14 protein-coding genes are annotated in these 22,600 nt (G+C 68.5%); 9 read left to right on the plus strand and 5 right to left on the minus strand.

Annotated elements, in window-relative coordinates:
* Nucleotides 1–61: 61 nt before the first annotated feature.
* From ACN27E_RS00630 to ACN27E_RS00645, 4 genes are all read right to left on the minus strand, one after another.
* Nucleotides 62–1,207: a thiolase family protein gene (locus tag ACN27E_RS00630; RefSeq protein ID WP_422746085.1), complete on the minus strand. Its 1,146-nt coding sequence runs from the start codon at nt 1,205–1,207 to the stop codon at nt 62–64.
* Between the two features lie 18 nt (nt 1,208–1,225).
* Nucleotides 1,226–1,648, minus strand: a complete 423-nt coding sequence (locus ACN27E_RS00635) for a Zn-ribbon domain-containing OB-fold protein (protein ID WP_422746087.1) — start codon at nt 1,646–1,648, stop codon at nt 1,226–1,228.
* 54 nt (nt 1,649–1,702) lie between these two features.
* On the minus strand, nt 1,703–2,158 hold the full coding sequence (locus ACN27E_RS00640; RefSeq protein WP_422746089.1) for a hypothetical protein: 456 nt from the start codon (nt 2,156–2,158) through the stop codon (nt 1,703–1,705).
* An 85-nt stretch (nt 2,159–2,243) separates the two neighbouring features.
* Nucleotides 2,244–2,960 carry an enoyl-CoA hydratase/isomerase family protein gene (locus tag ACN27E_RS00645; protein ID WP_422746090.1) on the minus strand — a complete coding sequence of 239 codons (717 nt, stop codon included), beginning with the start codon at nt 2,958–2,960 and terminating at the stop codon, nt 2,244–2,246.
* Nucleotides 2,961–3,041: 81 nt separating this feature from the next.
* On the opposite strand from ACN27E_RS00645, the gene ACN27E_RS00650 reads away from it, so the two are divergent.
* From ACN27E_RS00650 to ACN27E_RS00680, 7 genes are all read left to right on the plus strand, one after another.
* Nucleotides 3,042–4,601, plus strand: coding sequence for an AMP-binding protein (locus ACN27E_RS00650; RefSeq protein WP_422746092.1), 1,560 nt, complete (start codon nt 3,042–3,044; stop codon nt 4,599–4,601).
* Nucleotides 4,602–4,661: 60 nt separating this feature from the next.
* Nucleotides 4,662–5,852, plus strand: a complete 1,191-nt coding sequence (locus ACN27E_RS00655) for an amidohydrolase family protein (protein WP_422746094.1) — start codon at nt 4,662–4,664, stop codon at nt 5,850–5,852.
* 7 nt (nt 5,853–5,859) lie between these two features.
* A complete protein-coding gene (locus ACN27E_RS00660) occupies nt 5,860–7,350 on the plus strand; it encodes a FadD3 family acyl-CoA ligase (RefSeq protein WP_422746096.1) in 1,491 nt (496 codons plus the stop codon).
* 118 nt (nt 7,351–7,468) lie between these two features.
* Complete coding sequence (locus ACN27E_RS00665; RefSeq protein WP_422750150.1) at nt 7,469–8,344, plus strand: hypothetical protein; 876 nt, start codon at nt 7,469–7,471, stop codon at nt 8,342–8,344.
* On the plus strand, nt 8,341–8,907 hold the full coding sequence (locus ACN27E_RS00670) for a hypothetical protein (RefSeq protein ID WP_422746098.1): 567 nt from the start codon (nt 8,341–8,343) through the stop codon (nt 8,905–8,907). Before ACN27E_RS00665 ends, ACN27E_RS00670 begins: the two co-directional genes overlap by 4 nt.
* 65 nt (nt 8,908–8,972) lie before the next feature.
* Entirely contained in the window at nt 8,973–10,265 is a 1,293-nt protein-coding gene (locus tag ACN27E_RS00675; protein ID WP_422746099.1) for a low temperature requirement protein A, read from the plus strand.
* A complete protein-coding gene (locus ACN27E_RS00680) occupies nt 10,240–10,659 on the plus strand; it encodes a ChaB family protein (protein ID WP_422746101.1) in 420 nt (139 codons plus the stop codon). Before ACN27E_RS00675 ends, ACN27E_RS00680 begins: the two co-directional genes overlap by 26 nt.
* 3 nt (nt 10,660–10,662) lie before the next feature.
* Here ACN27E_RS00680 and ACN27E_RS00685 read toward each other — a convergent pair whose 3' ends face one another.
* Nucleotides 10,663–11,943, minus strand: a complete 1,281-nt coding sequence (locus ACN27E_RS00685; protein ID WP_422746103.1) for an MFS transporter — start codon at nt 11,941–11,943, stop codon at nt 10,663–10,665.
* Between the two features lie 197 nt (nt 11,944–12,140).
* Between ACN27E_RS00685 and ACN27E_RS00690 the strand changes: the two genes are divergently transcribed.
* Nucleotides 12,141–12,872: a DUF1906 domain-containing protein gene (locus ACN27E_RS00690; protein ID WP_422746105.1), complete on the plus strand. Its 732-nt coding sequence runs from the start codon at nt 12,141–12,143 to the stop codon at nt 12,870–12,872.
* Nucleotides 12,873–13,360: 488 nt separating this feature from the next.
* Nucleotides 13,361–22,597 (plus strand): fatty acid synthase subunit beta domain-containing protein, encoded by a 9,237-nt coding sequence (locus ACN27E_RS00695; RefSeq protein WP_422746107.1) that lies wholly within the window; start codon nt 13,361–13,363, stop codon nt 22,595–22,597.
* Nucleotides 22,598–22,600 lie beyond the last annotated feature (3 nt).

The following is a 22,600-nucleotide window of genomic DNA, read 5'->3' on the forward strand; positions in this document are numbered from 1 at the left end:
CTTTGCGAGCAATGGCTGGGCGATCCTCAACGCGATCGCCGCAGGACGCGATCCGCCTGCGCTACAGCGAGAGGATGGTTGCCGAAGCGGTGCCCGGGGCGCCGTATACCTGCGCGAGACCGACCCGCGGCTCGCCCGGCACCTGACGTTCGCCGGCCTCGCCGCGCAGCTGGCGCACCAGTTCGTGCACCTGCCGGAGCCCGGACGCGCCGATCGGCTCGCCGTTGGCGATCAAACCGCCGTCGGTGTTGACCGGGATCGAACCGTGGATCTCGGTCGCCCCGTCGGCGAGCAGCTTCTCCTGCTCGCCGTCCGCGCACAGCCCCGTCTCGGCCATGTGGATCACCTCCGCGCCCGCGTCGGTGTCCTGTAGCTGGGCGATGTCGACGTCCTCGGGCCCGATGCCGGCCGTCTCGTAAGCCGCCCGTGCGGCGTAGACGGTCGGGGACGCGTCCTCGTCGAGCGGGGCGGATGTCGCGTGCACCTCGTAGGCGCCGAACGTGCGGGTGCGGATCTCGCTGGCCTTGACGTAGACCGGTTTATCGGTGAACCGGTGGGCGATGTCGGCCCGGCACATGATGACCGCGGCCGCGCCCTCGTCCGGAGCGCAGAACATGTACTGCCGCAGCGGATAGTTCAGCACCGGCGACGCCATGATCTCGTCGACCGATATTTCTTTGCGCCGAAATGCATTCGGGTTCAGCGCGCCGTTACGGAAGTTTTTGTTGGCCACCCGCGCCAGCGTCTCCTCGGAGATGTTGTGCTTGTGGATGTAGTGGTTGGCCTTCATGCCGAAGAACTTGGTGGTGACGAACTGGCCGTTGTTGGCGTACCACTGCGGCAGCGCCAGCTTGGCCGGATCGTCGGTGAACGCACCGCGGGGGTGCTTGTCGAGGCCGATCGCGATGCCGATGTCGTACTTGCCGAGGCGGATGGTGTCGGCCGTCTGCTGGATCGCGCTGGCCGCGGTGGCGCAGGCGTTGAAGACGTTGGTGAAGGTGATGCCGGTCAGCCCGACGAGGCGTGTGACCGCGTCGGGGTTCGAGACCTCATAGCTGCCGCCGAAGCCGAACTGGATGTCCCTCCATTGGACCCCGGCGTCGGTGAGCGCCAGCTGGATCGCCTCGGCGCCCATCTGCATGGCGGTCTTGTCGAACCGGCCGAACGGGTGCAGGCCGACTCCGATGATGGCAACGTCGTTCGTCATTTCGCGAAATCCTCTGTCTCACAACGGCTGGAAGGCGAACGTGACGATCTCGTTGCCGTCGGCGTCGGTGGTGAACGGAATCATGGTGAGTTCGACCTCCTGGCCGAACCGGAGCTTGGCCGGGTCGTTCTCGGTGAGCCGGCCTTCGACCCGGATCAGGTCTTCGAGCTGCACCAGCCCCACCCCGAACGGGACGAAGTCCTTGCCCGTGGGGCCCTGGTAGGGCGCACCCGGCGGGAAGCCCTGCGTGGTCCAGGCGATCAGGGTGCCACGCCGGGGGAGTTTGAGCTCGGACATGTCCGGGCTGCTGCACCGCGGGCAGTACTGCTGGACCGGGAAAGCCGTGGCGCCGCAGGCGCCGCACCGACTGCCGATCAGTTGCGGATTCTCGTCCGGCCAGGTGGAGATCTCGGGCGCGAGGGCCTTCTGTGTGCTCGACACGAGGTGACGATATCCGAGAATGGCATTCTCGTCTACAGAGAACGGCCGGACGGTTCAGTAGCGAACAAAGGAGAAGGGGTAGGTCACGCTGCCCGCCGGTTCCCCGCACGGACCGTGCGCGTACGACGACGTCATCGTGCCGCCGAGGGTGACGTCATCCCAGGTGTAGACGTCGCGGGTCGGCACGCTCGGGCCGTAATAGCCACCGCAGCTCAGCCCGAACGCGTTGTCGACCTCGAGCACCCAGCGGCCGTCGATCAGATGCGCCTCGGAGTACCACTGTGTCGCCTTGGCGATCGGGCGGGGATTCATGCTGGCCTTGCGGCACCCGGGAATCGTGTCCCGGCCCGTCGGCTCATAGCACGGGGTGAACTCGACGATGTAGGTATGGAAGTCCCACGGCCGCGACCAGTGCACCTCGTAGTTGCCGATGTTCATCTCGGCCTGTGCGGCGGGCGCCTGCGCCAGCGCAGCCATTACGAGTGCGAGGCCGAGGGCGAGTCTCTTCACGTCTCCTCCGTCCGCCGAAAGCAGCTGGTCGGCAATATATGTCGCGCAGCGGCGCGGCCGCCCCCGATTGCTCCGATCGGTGGTCTCACCGCGCCCGCTTCATCACCCTGTCGGCGGCCTCCCAGTGGGCGTCGGACACCCACAGCCGGGCGAACGCGTCCACCGCCTCGTCTGGGGAGGCGCCCGTGATCACCCGCTTGATCTGGCCGGCCGGGCGGGAAGCCAACTGGCGGGCGACGGCTCGCCACTCCGCGTCGAAAGTGGACCGCGGCAATACCGCGTCGACGAGCCCGATCCGCTCCGCTGCGGCCGCGTCGAGAATCCGGCCGGTGCCGGCGAGCAGCAGCGCGCGGCCGCGCCCGACCAGTGCGGCCAGCCGTTCCGCGCCACCCCACGCGGGCATGATCTCCAGCGTCACCTGATTGAAGCCGATCCGGATGTCCTCGGCGGCGAGCCGGATGTCCGCGGCAACAGCGAATTCCGCGCCGCCGCCCAGCGCGTGTCCGTTGAGCGCGGCGATCACCGGGCCGGGGAAACTCGCCAGCCGGTCGCAGATCGAGCGCATGCGTCGCGCCATCGCCGCGGCCTCGTCGACCGTACGCAGTGCGCTGAGTTCCTTGAGGTCGCCGCCGGAGACGAAGGCGCGGTCGCCGGCGCCGGTGATCACCAGGGCCCTGGCCCCCTCGACGCGGTCGAGTGTCTGCTCGAGCTCGCCCATGGTGTCGAGCGAGATGGCGTTGCGGGCCTGCGGCCGGTTGATGGTGATGATCGCCAAACCGTCGTCTGATTCGAGTTCGACCACTCTTGGTTCTCCCGTCGCGGTATTGGCATTCTCGGTTGCGGAGAATAGCATCGCGTGACAAGTTGAGGAGCTGCGGCGCATATGCGAGACATCCCCGAGAAGCTGAAGAAGCGCTACGAGGCGGAGGGGTGGTGGACGCAGGAGACCCTGGGCGGATTGCTGGCCGACGGCCTGGCTCGCACGCCGGATGCGACGTTCCACGTGCACTCGGCTGTTCGGCCGTATCACGGGTCGTTCGGCGAGGTCGAGCGGACCGCGCGTCGATTGGCGGCGGGCCTGCGGGAGCGTGGCGTCGGGCCCGGCGACGTGGTGGCGCTGCAGCTGCCGAACTGGATGGAGGCTGCGGCCGCGTTCTGGGCCTCGGCATTCCTCGGCGCGGTGACCGTGCCGATCGTGCATTTCTACGGCCGGCGCGAGCTCGCCCACATCGTCGAATCGGTCCGGCCCACGGTGCTCCTCACCACCGAGGAGTTCGGCCGCATGCGGTTCCAGCCGGACCTGTGCGCGGACATCCCGATCGTCGGCCTGGTCGGGCAGACGTTCGAGGAGCTCCTCGCCGACGAACCGATGCCGGGCACGCTGGCCACCGACCCCGCCGGGCCGGCGCTCTACGCGTTCACCTCGGGGACCACCAGCGCGCCCAAAGGCGTGGTGCACAGCCATCAGACTCTGGTGTTCGAAACCCGCCAGCTGCTGTCGAACTATCCGCCCGACCGGGGCCGTCAGCTCACCGCCACCCCCGTGGGGCACTTCATCGGCATGGTCGGCGCGTTCCTGATCCCTGTGCTGGAGGGATCGCCGATCGACCTGGCCGATGTCTGGGACCCGGGCGCGGTACTCGATCTGATCGAGCACGAGGGCTTGTCGATCGGCGGTGGGCCGCCCTACTTCGTCACCAGTCTGCTCGACCATCCGGACTGCCGCCCCGAGCACGTGAAGCACTTCTCGACGGTCGGGCTGGGCGGCTCGACGGTTCCGGCGGCGGTCACCCGCCGGCTCGCCGATCTGGGACTGTTCGTGTTCCGCTCCTACGGCAGCACAGAACATCCGTCGATCACCGGATCCCGGCCCACCGCCCCGGAGGACAAGCGCCTCTACACCGACGGCGACCCCCGCCCGGGGGTGGAGATCCGGCTCACCGACGAGGGTGAAATCCTCTCGCGCGGTCCGGATCTCTGCCTCGGCTACACCGACGATGCGCTGACGGCCACGGCGTTCGACGCCGACGGCTGGTACCACACCGGCGACATCGGGACACTCGACGACGACGGTTACCTCACCATCACCGACCGCAAGGCCGACATCATCATCCGTGGCGGGGAGAACATCAGCGCGCTCGAGGTCGAGGAGGTGCTGCTGGCGATGCCAGAGGTCGCCGAGGCTGTGGTGGTCGCCGCGCCGGATGCGCGGTTGGGCGAGCGGACGGCGGCCGTGCTGCGGCTGCGGGCCGGCGCAGCGATGCCGACTCTGGACGCCGTGCGCGCGCATTTCGAGGCTATGGGCGTGGCTCGCCAGAAGTGGCCAGAGGAACTGCACCGAGTGTCCGCCGACAATGATTTCCCGCGTACCGCGAGCGGCAAGGTCCAGAAGTTCCAGGTGCGCCGGACGCTGCGTGAGAACGTCATTACCACCCAAGCCTAGATTCTTGTTACGGTGACCTCAGGAGAATAGGATTCTCGCAAGAGGATAAGGAGAGTTCCAATGGGTCAGCTTTCGCACCGCGTCGACATCCCCTTCCCGCTGTTCGATGCCGACAATCACCTCTACGAGCCGCCCGAGGCGATGACCAAGTACCTCCCCAAGGAGTACAAGGACGTCGTCCAGTACGTCGAGGTCAATGGCCGCACCAAGATCGCCCTCAAGGGGCAGATCTCGAATTACATTCCGAACCCGACGTTCTCGGTGGTCGCCAAGCCGGGTGCGTGGGAGGAGTACTTCAAGTTCGGCAACCCGGACGGAAAGAGCAAGCGCGAACTGTTCGGTGAGCCGATGCGGGCGATTCCTGCGTTTTTCGAGCCCGAACCCCGCATCGAGAAGATGAACGAACTGGGCATCGAACGCTCGCTGATGTTCCCAACGCTGGCCAGCCTCATCGAGGAGCGGCTCTCCGACGACCCGGTCGCCATCCACGTCCTCATCCACGCGCTCAACGAGTGGCTGCACGAGGTCTGGGGTTTCAATTACCAGAACCGTATCTTCACCACCCCGGTGATCACCCTGCCCATCGTCGAGAAGGCGATCGAGGAACTCGAGTGGGCGGTCAAGCGCGGCGCTCGCGCCATCCTCATCCGTCCCGCCCCGGTGCCCGGGTTCCGCGGCCCGCGCTCGTTCGCGCTGCCCGAGTTCGACCCGTTCTGGGAGCGGGTCGTGCACCACGACATCTTCGTCGGGATGCACTCCTCGGACAGCGGCTACTCGCGCTACACCTCCGAGTGGGACGGCGCTGCGCAGGAGATGCTGCCCTTCCAGACCAACGCGATGTCGATCCTCAACGAGTGGCGCCCGATCCAGGATGCGGTCGCCTCCTGGGTCATCCACGGTGCGTTGTTCCGCTTCCCGACGCTCAAGGTCGGCATCGTCGAGGCGGGCTCGAAATGGATGTTCCCGCTCCTGGATTCGATGGCCGAGGTGTACAAGAAGGCTCCCGAAGCGTTCCTCGGCAACCCGATCGAGGAGATCAAGAACCGCATCTACGTCAGCCCGTTCTACGAGGAAGGCATCGACGATCTGATCAACCTGATCGGCGTCGACCAGGTGCTCTACGGTTCCGACTGGCCCCACCCCGAGGGGCTGGCCGAACCGACGCACTACGTCACCGCGCTCGAGCACCTGTCCGTCGAGGACCAGGCGAAGATCATGGGTGGCAACCTGGGGCGCCTCGTCACGACCTGACGCGCCGATGACGTACGTACCGGTCTGGGACACCATTCCCGAGATGGTGCTGAGCGCAGCGGACCGGTTCGGCGACGCCGAAGCGATCGTCGACGGTCCGCTGCGGCTGTCCTTCGCCCAACTCACCGACCGGGTGCGCCGGGCGGCAGGGGCCTTCCGCGACGCCGGTGTCGACAAGGGTGACCGAATTGCGATCTGGGCGCCCAACTGCGCCGAGTGGATCATCGCCGCGTTCGGGCTGCTCACCGCCGGCGGCGTCGTGGTGCCGGTCAACACCCGATTCAAGGCCGACGAGGCCGCCGACGTCATCCGTCGCAGCGGTGCCAAGGCGGTGCTGGTCCGCAAGAGTTTTCTCGGGCAGGACTATCAGGGCCCGCCCGGGGTACCGACGATTGAATTGAGCTCGGAATTCCTCGATGCGGGTGCACCATTCGAGCGGCAGGTGAGCGGCGACGACATCGCCGACATCATCTACACCTCCGGCACCACGGGCCGTGCCAAGGGCGTGATGATGAACCACCGACAGACGCTGCGGATGTACACCGAGTGGTGCGAGCTGGCCGACCTCCGCCAAGGCGACCGCTATCTGGTGGTCAACCCGTTCTTCCACACCTTCGGCTACAAGGCGGGCGCCATTGCGTCGCTGATCCGCGGGGCGACGATCCTGCCGGTGGCGGTGTTCGACGTCGACCATGTGGTCGATCTCATCGAGCGCGAGAAGGTCACCATGCTGCCGGGCCCGCCGACGCTGTACCACTCGCTGCTCGCGGTGCCGGACAAGCGCCGGCTGGCCACCCTGCGGGCCGGTGTCACCGGCGCGGCCGACATCCCGGTGGAGCTGATCCGGCGGGTGCTCGAGGAACTGCCCTTTCAGACGCTCGCCACCGGCTACGGGCTGACCGAGGCCGGCACCGCGACACTTTCGCGCCCGGGGGACTCGTTCGAAGACATCGCCACCACGGTCGGCACTGCGTGTGACGGCATCGAGGTCCGGACCGCCGAAGACGGCGAGGTACTCGTGCGCGGCTACAGCGTCATGCAGGGTTATCTGGACGACCCCGCCGCGACTGCCGAGGCGATCGACGCCGACGGCTGGCTGCACACCGGCGATCTCGGCACGTTCGACGACGGGGGCCGGCTGCGGATCGTCGGGCGCAAGAAGGACATGTTCATCGTCGGCGGATTCAACGCCTATCCCGCCGAGATCGAGGGTTTCCTGCTCGAGCATCCGGCCGTCGCGCAGGCCGCTGTAATCGGGGTGCCCGACGAGCGGATGGGGCAGGTGGGCAAGGCGTTCGTCGTGCTGCGCCGCGACGCTGCCGGCCTGTCCGCCGACGAGCTGATCGCGTGGAGCCGAGATCGGATGGCCGGATACAAGGTGCCTCGCTCCGTGGAGTTCCTCGGACAGCTACCGTTGAACGCCACCGGCAAGGTGATGAAGGACGTCTTGCTGAGGCACTCCGTCACCGCCCCGGCTGAGCGGTCGCCCAGCGACTGACCGCGCCTAGCTGCGAAAAGGCTGGCAATCCGGCCGTTGTGATGCGGTATCGTCAATCGCATACTCAAAAATGAAGAACGGCATTCTCATCGAGTTGCACACCGACAAGGAGGTCGCCGTGCCGTCATTCAGGCGCCGGGCATCGGTGCTCGACGCTGACCGTGCCCCCCAGCCGGTCGAAGACGTCACACCGTCCACGCCGGCGCCCGCCGCCGCGGATGCGCTGGCGCTGGCGGAGGAAGCGGAAGCCGAGGCCGCCGAAGCCGAGGCCATCGCTGCCGCCGCGCGGGCCAGGGCGCGCGCGATCCGGCTGCGTCGCGAAGCCGCGGCGGCCGCCACCGTGTCCAACGGCGCACCGGCGGCCACCGACGTCCTATCGGCAGCCGAGGAGACGGCTGAACCCGAGCCCGCGGGCGTTCACGTCGAGCCGGTCGGAATCAACACCGCCGCCGACCCGGAACCAGAGCCCGCGAAGAACCCCACGCGCACGCGTCGCATCCGCCTCGCACGGCCGAGATGGTCTCGGGTGGCCATCGCTGTGCTGAGCCTGCTGACCGTCGTCGCGCTGGCGGTCAGCGGTTACATGATCTACAGCCACCGTCAGCACGTCGCCGAACAGCAGCAGCGGGCCGAGTACTCCGCCGCGGCCCGGCAGAGTGTTGTCACGCTGATGTCCCTGGACTTCAACAAGGCCGAAGAGGACGTCAAGCGGATCATCGACAACTCCACCGGCCAGTTCCGCGAGGAGTTCGAGGCGCAGGCGCAGGCGTTCGCGCAGGTGGCCCAGCAGTCGAAGGTCGTCACCGAAGTGACCGTCAACTCCACCGCCGTCAAACAGATGACCGACGACACCGCCGTCGTCCTGGTATCGGCGACCTCCCGCGTCACCAACGCCACCGGCGCCCGCCAGGACCCGCGCTCCTGGCGGCTGGCCGTGGACCTGGAACGCGACGGCGACCAGATCAAGATGTCGAAAGTGGAGTTCGTGCCATGACCGCCCAAGACGACCTCGAGACAACCGGATCCGACACCGGTGAGGCGGCCGACGCGGAGGCCCCCACGCGCCGCCGGCGCAGAATTCACCTCGGGGTGGTGGCGGCCGCGGTGGCGCTGGTCGCCTCGCTCGGGCTGGCAGCCGGCCTGTACTTCATGCAATACCGGCCCGATCAGCAGACGAACGACGACGCGCGCAAGGTCGCCCTCGACGCGGCGACGCAGGGCTCGATCGCCCTTCTCACGTATTCGCCCGATACGCTCGATCAGGACTTCGCGGCAGCAAAGGCCAAGCTGACCGGTGAATTCTTGGACTACTACACCAAATTCACCCAGGACATCGTCACTCCCGCGGCCAAGGACAAGCAGGTCAAGACCAATGCCGCGGTGGTGCAGGCGGCGGTGTCGGAATTGCAGCCGGATTCGGCCCAGGTGTTGTTGTTCATCAACCAGACAACCACCAGCAAGGAGAATCCGGACGGCGCGTATGCGGCCAGTGCGGTGAAGGTCGGCCTGACCAAGCTCGACGGCACCTGGCTGATCTCGTCGTTCGATCCGGTCTAGTCACACCCGACCCCGACCAACGATCCGGGCTGGTTTCATGTGACGGTGTTCCCAGGACCGAGACGATGACCACGGCACGCCGGCTGCGCCCGATGCAGGGCCGGGACCCGCACGAACCCCACCGCGCCGCGACGCCGCTGGAACTGCTGTTCGACCTCACCTTCGTGATCGCCTTCGGGGTGGCCGCTGCCCAGTTCGCCCACGCGCTGGCCGAGGAACACATCGCCGGCGGGCTGATGGCGTTCGCCTTCGCCACGTTCGCGATCAGCTGGGCGTGGATCAACTTCAGCTGGTTCGCCTCGGCCTACGACACCGACGACTGGGTCTATCGGCTGTCGACCATGGTGCAGATGGTCGGTGTGCTCATCCTGGCGCTCGGGCTGCCGCAGATGTTCGCGTCGATCGATCACGGCGGTCATCTCGACAACCGCCTGGTGGTCGCCGGGTACGTGGTCATGCGCGTCGCGCTGGTGGGCCAGTGGCTGCGAGCCGCCAGGCAGGATCCGCTGCGCCGGAGGGCCTGCCGTGCCTACGCCGCTGCCGTCGCCACCGCCCAGGTCGGGTGGATCGCCTCGATCTTCATCGACACCTCGGTGGCGGTCAGCCTGCTCATCGCCGCGGTGCTGGTGTGCGTGGAGATGCTGGGCCCCTATCTCGGTGAGCGTCGGATGGGCGGCACACCGTGGCATGCCCACCACATCGCCGAGCGGTACGGATTGCTGGCGATCATCGCCCTCGGCGAGGGCGTGGTCGGCACGGTGGCGTCCCTGTCGGCGGTCGTCGGCGCGCAGGGCTGGTCCGCCGATGCCGTGTTGATCGTCATGGCGGGTACCGCGCTGACCTTCGGCATGTGGTGGGTGTATTTCGCCGTCCCGTTCGGCGAGCTGCTGCACTCGCGGCGCGATCGCTCGTTCTCCTTCGGCTATCTGCACATCCTCGTCTTCGGAGCGATCGTGGCCACGGGTGCGGGTCTGCATGCGGCGGCGTACTACATCGAGCACCATTCCGAGCTGGGAGCCACCGGAACCGTACTGTCGGTGGCCGTACCGGTGGGGTTGTATGTCCTGCTGATCGCGGTGGTGCAGGCGTTGCTCGGCGCGCCCGCTGCGCGAACCACGCTGGTCGCGGCGGCACTCACCGCGGTGGTCGCGGCGATCTCGGCGGTGACGGCCGCCGCCGGTACCCCGATGACCTGGAGCCTGCTGATCACCGCGGCGGCACCGGTGGTGATGGTGCTGGCCGGCGAGTGGTCGGCTCGGCGGTTTGTGCCCGGCGGTGGCCGGGTAGTTCCACAGAACACCGGGCGGACCGATTCGAGGCCAGGAGTCCACGATGCCGAAGACCACCAAGAACGGTAAGGCCAAGAAGGACGAGCTTCCGAGCACGTTGAAGAAGTCCGAAGCCAAAGCGCAGCGTACGTTCGCCAAGGCGCACGATTCGGCGGCGCAGGAGTACGGCGAGGGTGAGCGGGCCCATCGCGTCGCCTACAGCGCACTCAAGCACAGCTACGAGAAGGTCGGCGACCACTGGGAGCGCAAAGGCAAGAAGGGGCCGTCCGATCAGCGGGCCGAGAGTGGCGGGCCGAATGCCAAGGGGCAGACCGCCGAGGGCGTCGACGCCAACGCGTCGAAGAAGCACCTCGTCGACGTCGCCCGGCGGCTGGACATCTCGGGGCGCTCGACCATGAGCAAGGACGAGCTGGTGGCGGCGATCAAGAAGGCCAACCGCCGCGAGTCCGCGCAGAATCGCTGATAGTCACCGGTTGTCGGGCGTGACATCCAGTCGGTCGAGACCTTCGAGCAGCAACTGTTCCTGTTCCAGCCGCATGCGCCGGCGGGTCTTGCGCCGGGTGATGAGGATGCCGGCGGTGGCGAACAGCCAGACGGCGTACTGAGCCGTCCACGCGATCCGGAACGAGTCGAACGAATAGCCGCCGGTCGCCTCGAGGATCAGCCCCATCGCCTGCATCACCAGCAGCGAGGCCAGGAAGCCGCCCATGTTGACCATGCCCTGGGCGGTGCCGAGGGTCGAACTCGGGTTGAAGGTGCGGGCGAAGTCGAACCCGACCATCGAGCCGGGCCCGCCGACCGAGATCACCACGACCAGGACGACGAGCAGCCACAGTGGCGCAGGACCCGGCAGGGCCAACACGATCGTCCAGACCAGAGCATTGCTGGCGATGATGGCGAGCACCAAGCGGGAGCGACGGTGGGGATGCCTGCCGGTGAACACCCCGATGGCGACACCGGCCGAGATCGCGGCGAGCACGGAGATCGACAGCAATGCACCGGCCAGCGACGTGGAGAGTTCGTGGGCCGCGGTCAGGTACGGCACGCCCCACATCAGCGCGAACACCGTCACCGAGAATTGCGTGCCCATATGGGTGAAGAAGCCCAGCCGCGTTCCTGGGCGCATCCACACCGTCGTCACGCTGCGCAGCGTCTCCCGGATCGAACCGGTGGGTTCGGGGACATGCCGACCGGCCGGCGTATCCCGCACGAGTAGGAGCACCAGGACGAGCGTGAGTATCCCGAAGGCGGCCACCGAGGAGTAGGCGGTGGTCCACCCCGCGGCTCCGAGCACGGCGAGGAACGGGACCGCGGACAACACCTGCCCCAACTGTCCACAGATCCCGGTCAACTGGGTGACCAGCGGGATCTGCCGCGGCGCGAACCAATGCGGTACGAGCCGCAGCACCGAGATGAAGGTGACGGCGTCACCCAGGCCGAGCACCGCGCGCGCACCGATCGCCGCGGGCAGCGACTCGCTGACCGCAAGCGTGAGCTGGCCGCTCGCCATGAGTGCGGCGCCGGCGACGATGAGCACCCGCGAGCCGAACCGGTCCAGCAGCACCCCTGCGGGCACCTGCGCGGCGGCGTAGACGACGACTTGCAGGACGACGAACGTCGAGAGCACGCTGGGGCTGGCGGCGAAGCGGTCGGCCGCCTCGAGTCCGGACACACCCAGCGTTGTACGGTCCATGACCGCGACGATGTAGGCCAGCAGTCCGGTGGCCCATACGATCCAGGGGCGCACGCCGAGACCCTTCGCCGAGTAGTGGGATAGCACCCATGGTGGCCCGTACATAGGGCTTCAAACCAATTCTTTACCGGTGACGTCACTCACCCAGGGGGAAGGCCCGTCGCTTCCGGCGCATCGGCAGCCGAAAGGTGATACAGATGTGACCGGTGGCACCGATGTGAAAGTTGTTGCGGTCGCCGTACGCTGTGGGCGTGTCCCTAACCCGCCGTGACGTGCTCAGATGCGCTGCCGCTGCGCCGGCGGCGCTCGGCGTGGGCGTCGGGTTGCACTCGTTGACCGCGGTCGTCGCACCGGCGGCGCAGGCGGCGCCGCTGGGCGTGCTGCTGGACTACGCCGCCGGCGTGCTCAAGGCGTCGGACATCCGGGCCGCCGGGGCTCTCGGAGCTATCCGGTACGTCTCGGACCGTAGGCCGGACGGCCAGTGGATGCTCGGCAAGCCCATCCAGCTCGCCGAGGCACGCGACCTCTACCAGGGCGGTATGAAGATCGTGTCGTGCTATCAGTACGGCAAGGCGGCCACGGCCGATTGGCTGGGCGGCCAGACCGCCGGTGTGGCGCACGCCAAGCGGGGGTGGGAGCTGCATCTCGCAGCGGGCGGATCCTACGGTGCGCCGATCTACGCCTCCATCGACGACGATCCCAGCTTCGAGCAGTACAAGGCACAGGTGGCGCCGTTCCTCCGGGGCTGGGAGTCAGTGCTGGGCCGGCAGCGCGTCGGGGTCTACGCCAACTCCAAGACCATCGAATGGGCGGTCCAGGACGGCATCGGCTCCTACTACTGGCAGCACAACTGGGGTTCGCCCGGGCGGGTGGCGCACCCGGCGGCGCACCTGCACCAGGTCGAGATCGACAACCGGAAGGTCGCCGGACTCGGCGTGGACGTCAACCACATCCTCAAGCCGAATTTCGGCGCGTGGGATTGAAAACCTTACCGATCAGTAAGTAAACGCAGCAAACTCCTGAACGGAATCTCGCGCTGCGACTGGACACTTGGGGCCGGGTTGTCGACCCGATACAGCCGCTGACCTCGCGCTTCTCGCCACCGGAATCACAGGTAACGATTTGATAACGATGCTGCTGTGATCAGCGGCGTTGGGGCTACTCGACCGTAACCACCCGCATGCAGGACATTTGTCCCGCAGGTCGTATCCGTGGTTCGAGCGGCGTGTTATGCAACGGGCGGTTACCCGAGCGTAGAACTCGTCAGTAACCATTTCAGGCCCGATTTGGCCCCCTCTTCTTATGCCACTCTTAGTAGGGCCGGTCGTGCCGTGCAGACCACGGACGGCCCGCCGGATTCGACGCCGAATCGCCGTCGGCCCGCAGCGGGGGAACCCGGGCCGCCGCCACAGACAACCGCGCACATTCGACGAGCGATACGCAGCAGCACTGCAGAGGAGATGGGAAAGACGTGACGATCTACGAGCACGACAGGGTGTCCACCGGCTGGGACGAGGAGTCCGCAGCCACGTCCACCCACGCACTTGTGGATCGACTCACCGCCGGTGAACCGTATGCGGTCGCCTTCGGCGGACAGGGCAGCGCCTGGCTGGACACCCTCGAGGAGTTGGTGGCCTCCACCGGCATCGAATCCGAACTGGCCACCCTGGCCGGCGAAGCCCACCTATTGCTCGAGCCGGTGGCCCGCGAACTCGTCGTGGTCCGACCCATCGGATTCGAACCGCTGGCCTGGGTGCGCGCCCTCGCCGCAGAGGAAGCCACCCCGTCGGTCAAGCAGCTCACGTCGGCCGCGGTCTCCGTACCGGGCGTGTTGCTCACCCACATCGCCGCTATCCGGGCATTGGCGCGTCAGGGGATGGACCTCGCCGAAACACCCCCCGTCGCGGTCGCCGGGCATTCGCAGGGCGTGCTGGCCGTCGAGGCGTTGCGGGCCGGCGGCGCCCGCGACGTCGAACTGCTCGCACTGGCCCAGCTGATCGGCGCCGCAGGCACCCTGGTCGCCCGCCGCCGCGGCATCACCGTGCTCGGCGACCGGCCGCCCATGGTCTCGGTCACCAACGCCGACCCCGAACGCATCTACGACCTGCTCGAGGAGTTCTCGGCCGACGTGCGCACGGTGCTGCCCCCCGTGCTGTCCATCCGCAACGGCCGCCGCTCCGTCGTCATCACCGGGACCCCCGAACAGCTGTCCCGCTTCGAGCTCTACTGCACGCAGATCGCCGAGAGGGAAGAAGCCGACCGCAAGAACAAGGTTCGCGGCGGCGCGGTCTTCGCGCCGGTCTTCGAGCCGGTGGCCGTCGAGGTCGGCTTCCACACGCCGCGGCTGAGTGACGGTATCGACATCGTCGGCCGGTGGGCCGAAGCCGTCGGTATCGACGTCGCCCTGGCCCGTCAGATGACCGAGGCGATCCTGGTCAGCCAGGTCGACTGGGTCGACGAGGTGACCGCTCTGCACGACGCCGGAGCCCGCTGGATCCTCGATCTCGGCCCCGGGGACATCCTCACCCGGCTCACCGCGCCGGTCATCCGCGGTCTCGGGGTGGGGATCGTCCCGGCCGCCACCCGGGGCGGTCAGCGCAACCTGTTCACCGTCGGCGCCGTTCCCGAGGTGGCCCGGCCCTGGTCGAGCTACGCGCCGACCGCGGTGCGGCTGCCCGACGGTTCGGTCAAACTGTCGACCAAGTTCACCCGGCTCACCGGACGGTCGCCGATCCTGCTGGCCGGCATGACGCCGACCACGGTGGACGCCAAGATCGTCGCCGCAGCCGCGAACGCCGGACACTGGGCCGAGCTCGCCGGCGGCGGCCAGGTCACCGAACAGATCTTCAACGACCGGATCGACGAGCTGACCGGTCTGCTGGAGCCGGGCCACACGTTCCAGTTCAACTCGCTGTTCCTCGATCCCTACCTGTGGAAGCTGCAGCTCGGCGGCAAACGACTGGTGCAGAAGGCGCGCGCGGCCGGTGCGCCCATCGACGGTGTCGTCGTCACCGCGGGCATCCCGGAACTCGAAGAGGCCGTCGACCTGATCGACGAGCTGAACACCCTGGGCATCAGCCACGTGGTGTTCAAGCCCGGCACCGTCGAGCAGATCCGCTCGGTCATCCGCATCGCCGCCGAAGTGTCGGCCAAACCCGTCATCGTCCATATCGAGGGCGGCCGCGCCGGCGGCCACCACTCGTGGGAGGACCTCGACGATCTGCTGCTGGCGACATACTCGGAGCTGCGGTCGCGATCGAACATCACCGTCTGCGTCGGCGGCGGCATCGGCACCCCCGAGCGCGCGGCGGAGTACCTGTCGGGCCGGTGGTCGCAGACCTACGGATTCCCGGCGATGCCCGTCGACGGCATCCTGGTCGGCACCGCGGCGATGGCGACGCTCGAGGCCACCACGAGCCCGCAGGTCAAGCAATTGCTGGTCGACACGACCGGTACCGAGCACTGGGTCGGTGCCGGTAAGGCGCAGGGCGGGATGGCCTCCGGGCGCAGCCAGCTCGGCGCCGACATCCACGAGATCGACAACGCCGCCTCCCGCTGCGGGCGGCTGTTGGACGACGTCGCCGGTGACGCCGATGCGGTGGCCGCGCGGCGCGAGGAGATCGTCGCCGCGATGGCCGCGACGGCCAAGCCCTACTTCGGCGACGTCGTCGACATGACCTATCTGCAGTGGCTGCGTCGCTACGTCGAGCTCGCGATCGGCGCCGGCGACAGCACCGCCGACACCAGCAAAGCCGGATCGCCGTGGCTCGACATCACCTGGCGCGACCGGTTCCAGCAGATGCTGCAGCGCGCCGAGGCCCGCCTGCACCCGGCCGACCACGGCCCGATCGACTCGCTGTTCGCCGCCGAGGATCTGCTGGAGGATCCGGAAGCGGCAATCGCGGAGTTGCTGAGCCGCCACCCGGACGCCGAGACGGTGCAGTTGCATCCCGCCGACGTGCCGTTCTTCATCCAGCTGTGCAAGACGCTGGGCAAGCCGGTGAACTTCGTGCCGGTCATCGACAAGGACGTCCGGCGCTGGTGGCGCTCGGACTCGCTGTGGCAGGCCCACGATGCCCGCTACACCGCCGATCAGGTCTGCATCATTCCGGGCACCCAGGCCGTCGCGGGTATCACCCGCGTGGACGAACCCGTCGGTGAGCTGCTCGACCGCTTCGAACAGGCCGCCGTGGACGAGGTCCTCGCCGGCCACGGTGCTCCCCAACCGGTCACCAGCCGCAGGCAGGGTCGCGCCGACGTGACCGGACCGCTGGCCGTGGTCCTCGACGCCCCCGACGTGCTGTGGGCCGGGCGCACCGCGATCAACCCGGTGCACCGCATCGCCGCGGCCAAGGACTGGCAGGTCCGCGACGAGAACCGCACCGCCACCCACGCCTCCACCGGCGCTCGGCTCGAGGTCGCCGGGGAGCACCGCGTCGTGCTCAGCGTCCCGCTGTCCGGTACGTGGATCGAGATCGCCTTCACCCTCACCGACGTCATCCGCAGCGGCGGTGCGCCGCTGGTGACCACCGACGACGCCGCCGCCGCGATGCGCGCCGTGCTCGCCATCGCCGCCGGGGTCGACGGACCGGATGCTCTCCCGCCGGTCGACGGCGGCACCGCCACCGCGACCGTGACGTGGGATCCAGAACTGGTCGCCGACCACACCGGGGTCACCGCGACATTCGGCGCACCGCTGGCGCCGACGCTGACCGTCGTCCCCGACGCGCTGGTCGGGCGATGCTGGCCGGCCGTGTTCGCGGCCATCGGTTCGGCAGTCACCGACGCCGGCTTCCCCGTCGTCGAAGGGCTGCTCAGCCTGGTTCACCTCGACCACGCCGCCCACCTGCTGTCGGCGCTGCCCGGCGAGCCGGCCGAACTGACCGTCACCGCGTCCGCGGCCACGGCCACCGACACCGAGGTCGGCCGCGTCGTCCCGGTGTCGGTCTCGGTCACCGGACCCGACGGCACCGAGCTGGCCACGCTCGAGGAGCGGTTCGCGATCCGCGGTCGCAACGGCGCGGTCGAACTGACCGACCCGCTGCGGGCCGGCGGCGCGATCTCGGCGAACACCACCGACACCCCGCGCCGGCGCCGCCGCGACGTGACGGTCGACGCGCCCGTCGACATGCGGCCGTTCGCCGTGGTGTCCGGCGACCACAACCCGATTCACACCGATCGGGCCGCCGCCCTGCTCGCCGGTCTGGAGTCGCCGATCGTGCACGGCATGTGGCTGTCGGCCGCCGCCCAGCACGTGGTCACCGCGACCGATGGTCGGGCCGTTCCCCCGGCCCGCCTGATCGGCTGGACCGCCCGCTTCCTGGGCATGGTCCTGCCCGGCGACCAGATCGACGTCCGCGTTGACCGCGTCGGAGTCGACCTCGGCGCCGAGGTGCTCGAGGTGACCGCCAAGGTCGACGACACTCTGGTGATGTCGGCGACCGCGCGGCTGGCCGCACCCAAGACCGTCTACGCCTTCCCCGGCCAGGGCATCCAGCACAAGGGCATGGGCATGGAGGTCCGCGCCCGCAGCAAGGCCGCGCGCAAGGTGTGGGACTCGGCCGACAAGTTCACCCGCGAGACGCTGGGCTTCTCGGTGCTGCACGTGGTGCGGGACAACCCGACCAGCCTGATCGCCTCCGGCGTGCACTACCAGCACCCCGAGGGTGTGCTGTACCTGACGCAGTTCACCCAGGTCGCGATGGCCACCGTCGCGGCGGCGCAGGTCGCCGAGATGCGGGAACAGGGTGCGTTCGTCGAGGGGGCGATCGCCTGCGGTCACTCCGTCGGCGAGTACACCGCGCTGGCCTGCGTGTCCGGCGTCTACGAGCTCGAGGCACTGCTCGAGGTGGTGTTCCACCGCGGCTCCAAGATGCACGACATCGTGCCGCGCGACGAGCTGGGCCGCTCCAACTACCGCCTCGCCGCGATCCGGCCGAGCCAGATCGACCTCGACGACGCCGACGTCACGGACTTCGTCGCCGAGATCGCGGCGAATACCGGAGAGTTCTTACAGATCGTCAACTTCAACCTGCGCGGTTCGCAGTACGCGATCGCCGGCACCGTCCGCGGTCTCGAGGCGCTGGAGGAAGAGGTCGAACGGCGTCGCGAGATCAGCGGCGGCAAGCGGTCGTTCATCCTGGTGCCAGGGATCGACGTGCCGTTCCACTCCTCGGTGCTGCGCGTCGGTGTCGCCGATTTCCGCCGCTCGCTGGAGCGGGTCATGCCGCGGGACGCCGATCCGGCGCTGCTCATCGGCAAGTACATCCCGAACCTGGTGCCGCGGCCGTTCACGCTCGACCGCGACTTCATCCAGGAGATCCGCGATCTGGTGCCCGCCGAGCCGCTCGACGAGATCCTCGCCGACTACGACACCTGGCGGAACGAGAAGCCGCGCGAGCTGTGCCGCAAGATCGTCATCGAGCTGCTGGCCTGGCAGTTCGCCAGCCCGGTGCGCTGGATCGAGACCCAGGATCTGCTGTTCATCGAGGAAGCCGCCGGTGGTCTGGGCGTCGAGCGGTTCGTCGAGATCGGCGTGAAGTCGGCGCCGACGGTGGCCGGCTTGGCCACCAACACGCTCAAGCTGCCCGAGTACTCGCACAGCACCGTGGAGGTGCTCAACAGTGAGCGCGACGCCGCGGTGCTGTTCGCCAGCGACGAGGACCCGGTCGAAGACCCGGTCGAGGATGTCGCCGAGGCGCCGGCCGCGCCTGCCGCCGAGTCCGCTCCGGCGGCGCCGGCTGCGGCCCCGGCCGCACCGTCGGGTGGGCAGGTTTCGGGCCCACGCCCCGACGATCTGGTGTTCGACGCCGCCGACGCGACCGTCGTACTGATCGCCCAGTCGGCCAAGATGCGGCTCGACCAGATCGAGGCGCTGGACTCCATCGAGACCATCACCGACGGGGCGTCGTCGCGACGCAACCAGCTGCTGGTCGATCTCGGTTCCGAGCTGAACCTCGGCGCCATCGACGGTGCGGCCGAGGCCGACCTCGGTGCGCTCAAGGGTCAGGTCACCAAGCTCGCCCGCACCTACAAGCCCTTCGGCCCGGTGCTGACCGACGCGATCAACGACCAGCTGCGCACCGTGTTCGGACCGTCGGGCAAGCGGCCCGCCTACATCACCGAACGCGTCACCAAGGCATGGGAACTGGGCCCCGGCTGGGTCAAGCACGTCACCGCCGAGGTGGCACTCGGAACCCGCGAGGGCAGCAGTGTGCGCGGCGGCAGCCTGGGCGGCCTGCACGACGGTGCGCTGGCCGACGTGGCCGCGGTCGACAAGGTGATCGACGCCGCGGTCGCCGCCGTGGGTGGGCGCCGCGGTGTGACGGTGTCGTTGCCCTCCGCCGGTGGAGCCGGTGGCGGCGTGGTCGATTCGGCCGCGCTGACCGAGTTCGCCGAGAAGGTCACCGGTCGGGACGGCGTACTCGCCTCGGCCGCCCGCCTGGTGCTGGGTCAGCTCGGCCTCGACAGTGCCGTCAGCGCACCGGAATCGGCGACCGACGCCGAATTGATCGACCTGGTCAGCGCCGAGCTCGGTTCGGACTGGCCTCGATTGGTGGCGCCGGCGTTCGATGCGCGCAAGGCGGTGGTGTTCGACGACCGCTGGGCCAGCGCCCGCGAGGATCTGGTGAAGATCTGGCTGGCCGAGGAGGGCGACGTCGACGCCGACTGGCAGCACCTCTCGGAGCGGTTCGAAGGGGCCGGCCACGTCGTCGCCACGCAGGCCAACTACTGGCAGGGCAAGGCGCTGGCTGCGGGGCGCAACGTGCACGCCTCGCTGTTCGGCCGCATCGCCGCAGGCGCCGAGAACCCCGGCCGCGGCCGCTACAGCGACGAGGTCGCGGTGGTCACCGGGGCGTCGAAGGGTTCGATTGCTGCTGCGGTGGTCGGCCAGCTGCTCGACGGCGGTGCGACGGTCGTCGCGACCACGTCCCGCCTCGACGACGCCCGGCTGGAGTTCTACAAGAAGCTCTACCGTGACCACGCTCGATTCGGTGCGACGCTGTGGGTGGTGCCCGCCAACATGGCGTCTTACTCCGACATCGACGCCCTGGTGTCCTGGGTGGGCACCGAGCAGGTCGAGAGCCTCGGCCCGAAGTCCATCCACGTCAAGGACGCGCAGACACCGACGTTGCTGTTCCCCTTCGCCGCACCGCGGGTGGCCGGTGATCTGTCCGAGGCTGGTTCGCGCTCGGAGATGGAGATGAAGGTGTTGCTGTGGGCCGTTCAGCGGCTCATCGGCGGGCTGTCGTCCATCGGTGCCGAACGCGACATCGCCTCGCGCCTACACGTCGTGCTGCCCGGTTCGCCGAACCGTGGCATGTTCGGCGGCGACGGCGCATACGGCGAGTCCAAGTCCGCTCTCGACGCCCTGGTGACCCGGTGGAATGCCGAATCGTCCTGGGCGCAGCGGGTTTCGTTGGCGCACGCGTTGATCGGCTGGACCAAGGGCACCGGCCTGATGGGCCACAACGACGCCATCGTCGACGCCGTCGAGCAGGCCGGCGTGCGTACGTACACCACCGCGGAGATGGCCTCGATGTTGTTGGCGCTGTGTGACGTCGAGTCCAAGGTGGCCGCCGCGCGTGAGCCGATCAAGGCCGACCTCACCGGTGGTCTGGGCGACATCGAACTCGACATGGCCGCGCTGGCCGCCAAGGCGCGCGAGGACATGGCGGGCAGCGGAACCGACGACGCCGACGGGGGAGTCGACGGTCCCGCCCCGGGCACCATCGCCGCCCTGCCGTCGCCGCCGCGCGGACACAGCCCGGTGCCGGCCCCCGAGTGGGACGATTTGGACGTCGATCCCGCCGATCTGGTGGTCATCGTCGGCGGTGCCGAACTCGGGCCCTACGGTTCGTCGCGCACCCGCTACGAGATGGAGGTCGACAACGAGTTGTCGGCGGCCGGTGTCCTCGAATTGGCGTGGACGACCGGGATGATCACCTGGGAGGACGATCCGAAGCCGGGCTGGTACGACACCGCCTCCGGTGAGCTCGTCCCCGAGGAGGAACTCGTCGAGCGTTACCACGACGACGTCGTGCAACGTTGCGGTATCCGCGAATTCGTCGACGACGGTGCGATCGACCCCGACCACGCATCGCCGCTGCTGGTGAGTGTGTTCCTGGACAAGGACTTCTCGTTCGTCGTGTCCTCGGAGGAGGAGGCGCGCCAGTTCGTCACCTACGACCCCGAGCACACCGTCGCCCGACCGGTGCCGGATTCCGGCGACTGGCAGGTGATCCGCAAGGCGGGCACCGAGATCCGGGTGCCGCGCAAGACGAAGCTGTCCCGCACCGTCGGCGCACAGATTCCCACCGGCTTCGACCCGACGGTGTGGGGCATCACGCCCGACATGGCCAATTCGATCGACCGGGTCGCGCTGTGGAACATCGTCGCCACCGTCGACGCGTTCCTGTCGTCGGGCTTCACCCCGACCGAGCTGATGCGCTGGGTGCACCCGAGCATGGTGGCCTCCACACAGGGCACCGGCATGGGTGGCATGACGTCGATGCAGACCATGTATCACGGCAACCTGCTCGGGCGGGCCAAGCCGAACGACATCCTGCAGGAAGTGTTGCCCAACGTCGTTGCCGCGCACGTGGTTCAGTCCTACATCGGCAGCTACGGCGCGATGATCCATCCGGTCGGCGCATGCGCCACCGCGGCGGTGTCGGTCGAGGAGGGCGTCGACAAGATCCGGCTCGGCAAGGCCGATCTGGTGGTGGCCGGCGGTTTCGACGACCTGACACTGGAGGCCATCATCGGCTTCGGTGACATGGCGGCCACCGCCGACACCCAGATGATGCGCGCGAAGGGCATCAGCGACGGGAAGTTCTCCCGTGCCAACGACCGTCGCCGTCTCGGCTTCGTCGAGGCGCAGGGCGGCGGCACCATCCTGCTGGCCCGCGGCGATCTCGCGGTCAAGATGGGTCTGCCCGTGCTGGCGGTCGTCGGCTATGCGCAGAGCTTCGCCGACGGTGTGCACACCTCGATCCCGGCTCCCGGGCTCGGCGCGCTGGCCGCAGGTCGCGGCGGGAGGGACTCGGTGCTGGCGCGTTCGCTGGCCAAGCTGGGCGTGGGCGCCGACGACATCTCGGTGATCTACAAGCACGACACCTCGACGCTGGCGAACGATCCGAACGAGACCGAATTGCATGAGCGCCTTGCCGATTCGCTCGGCCGTTCCGACGGCGCACCGCTGTTCATCGTCAGCCAGAAGACGCTCACCGGGCACAGCAAGGGCGGCGCCGCAGTGTTCCAGATGATGGGGCTGTGCCAGGTCCTGCGGGACGGCGTGATCCCGCCGAACCGGAGCCTGGACTGCGTCGACGACGAGATGGCCACCTCCGGTCACTTCGTCTGGCCGCGGGAGACCCTGCGGATGGGGGAGAAGTTCCCGCTCAAGGCCGGTCTGGTGACCAGCCTCGGCTTCGGACACGTGTCGGGTCTGATCGCTCTTGTCCATCCGCAGGCGTTCCTCGCGACGCTGGGCGAGCAGCAGCGTGCCGATTACGTCCGCCGAGCCGAACAGCGCACGCTGTCGGGGCAGCGCCGGCTGGCCTCGGCGATCGCCGGCGGCAAGCCGCTGTACGAGCGGCCCGCCGGTCGCCGGTTCGACGACGACTCGTCGGAGAAGCGCCAGGAAGCGGCGATGCTGCTCGACTCGGCCGCCCGCCTCGGCGAAGACGGTGTGTATGTGCGGTAGTTT

Origin of the sequence: Mycobacterium sp. WMMD1722 (assembly GCF_049315205.1) — a bacterium.
Classification (GTDB): domain Bacteria; phylum Actinomycetota; class Actinomycetes; order Mycobacteriales; family Mycobacteriaceae; genus Mycobacterium.

Coding starts and splice junctions, on each gene's coding strand:
- ACN27E_RS00660 (WP_422746096.1), top strand. CDS start 5,860: ATGACGTACGTACCGGTCTGGGACACCATTCCCGAGATGGTGCTGAGC.
- ACN27E_RS00630 (WP_422746085.1), bottom strand. CDS start 1,207: ATGACGAACGACGTTGCCATCATCGGAGTCGGCCTGCACCCGTTCGGC.
- ACN27E_RS00655 (WP_422746094.1), top strand. CDS start 4,662: ATGGGTCAGCTTTCGCACCGCGTCGACATCCCCTTCCCGCTGTTCGAT.
- ACN27E_RS00675 (WP_422746099.1), top strand. CDS start 8,973: ATGACCACGGCACGCCGGCTGCGCCCGATGCAGGGCCGGGACCCGCAC.
- ACN27E_RS00680 (WP_422746101.1), top strand. CDS start 10,240: ATGCCGAAGACCACCAAGAACGGTAAGGCCAAGAAGGACGAGCTTCCG.
- ACN27E_RS00670 (WP_422746098.1), top strand. CDS start 8,341: ATGACCGCCCAAGACGACCTCGAGACAACCGGATCCGACACCGGTGAG.
- ACN27E_RS00650 (WP_422746092.1), top strand. CDS start 3,042: ATGCGAGACATCCCCGAGAAGCTGAAGAAGCGCTACGAGGCGGAGGGG.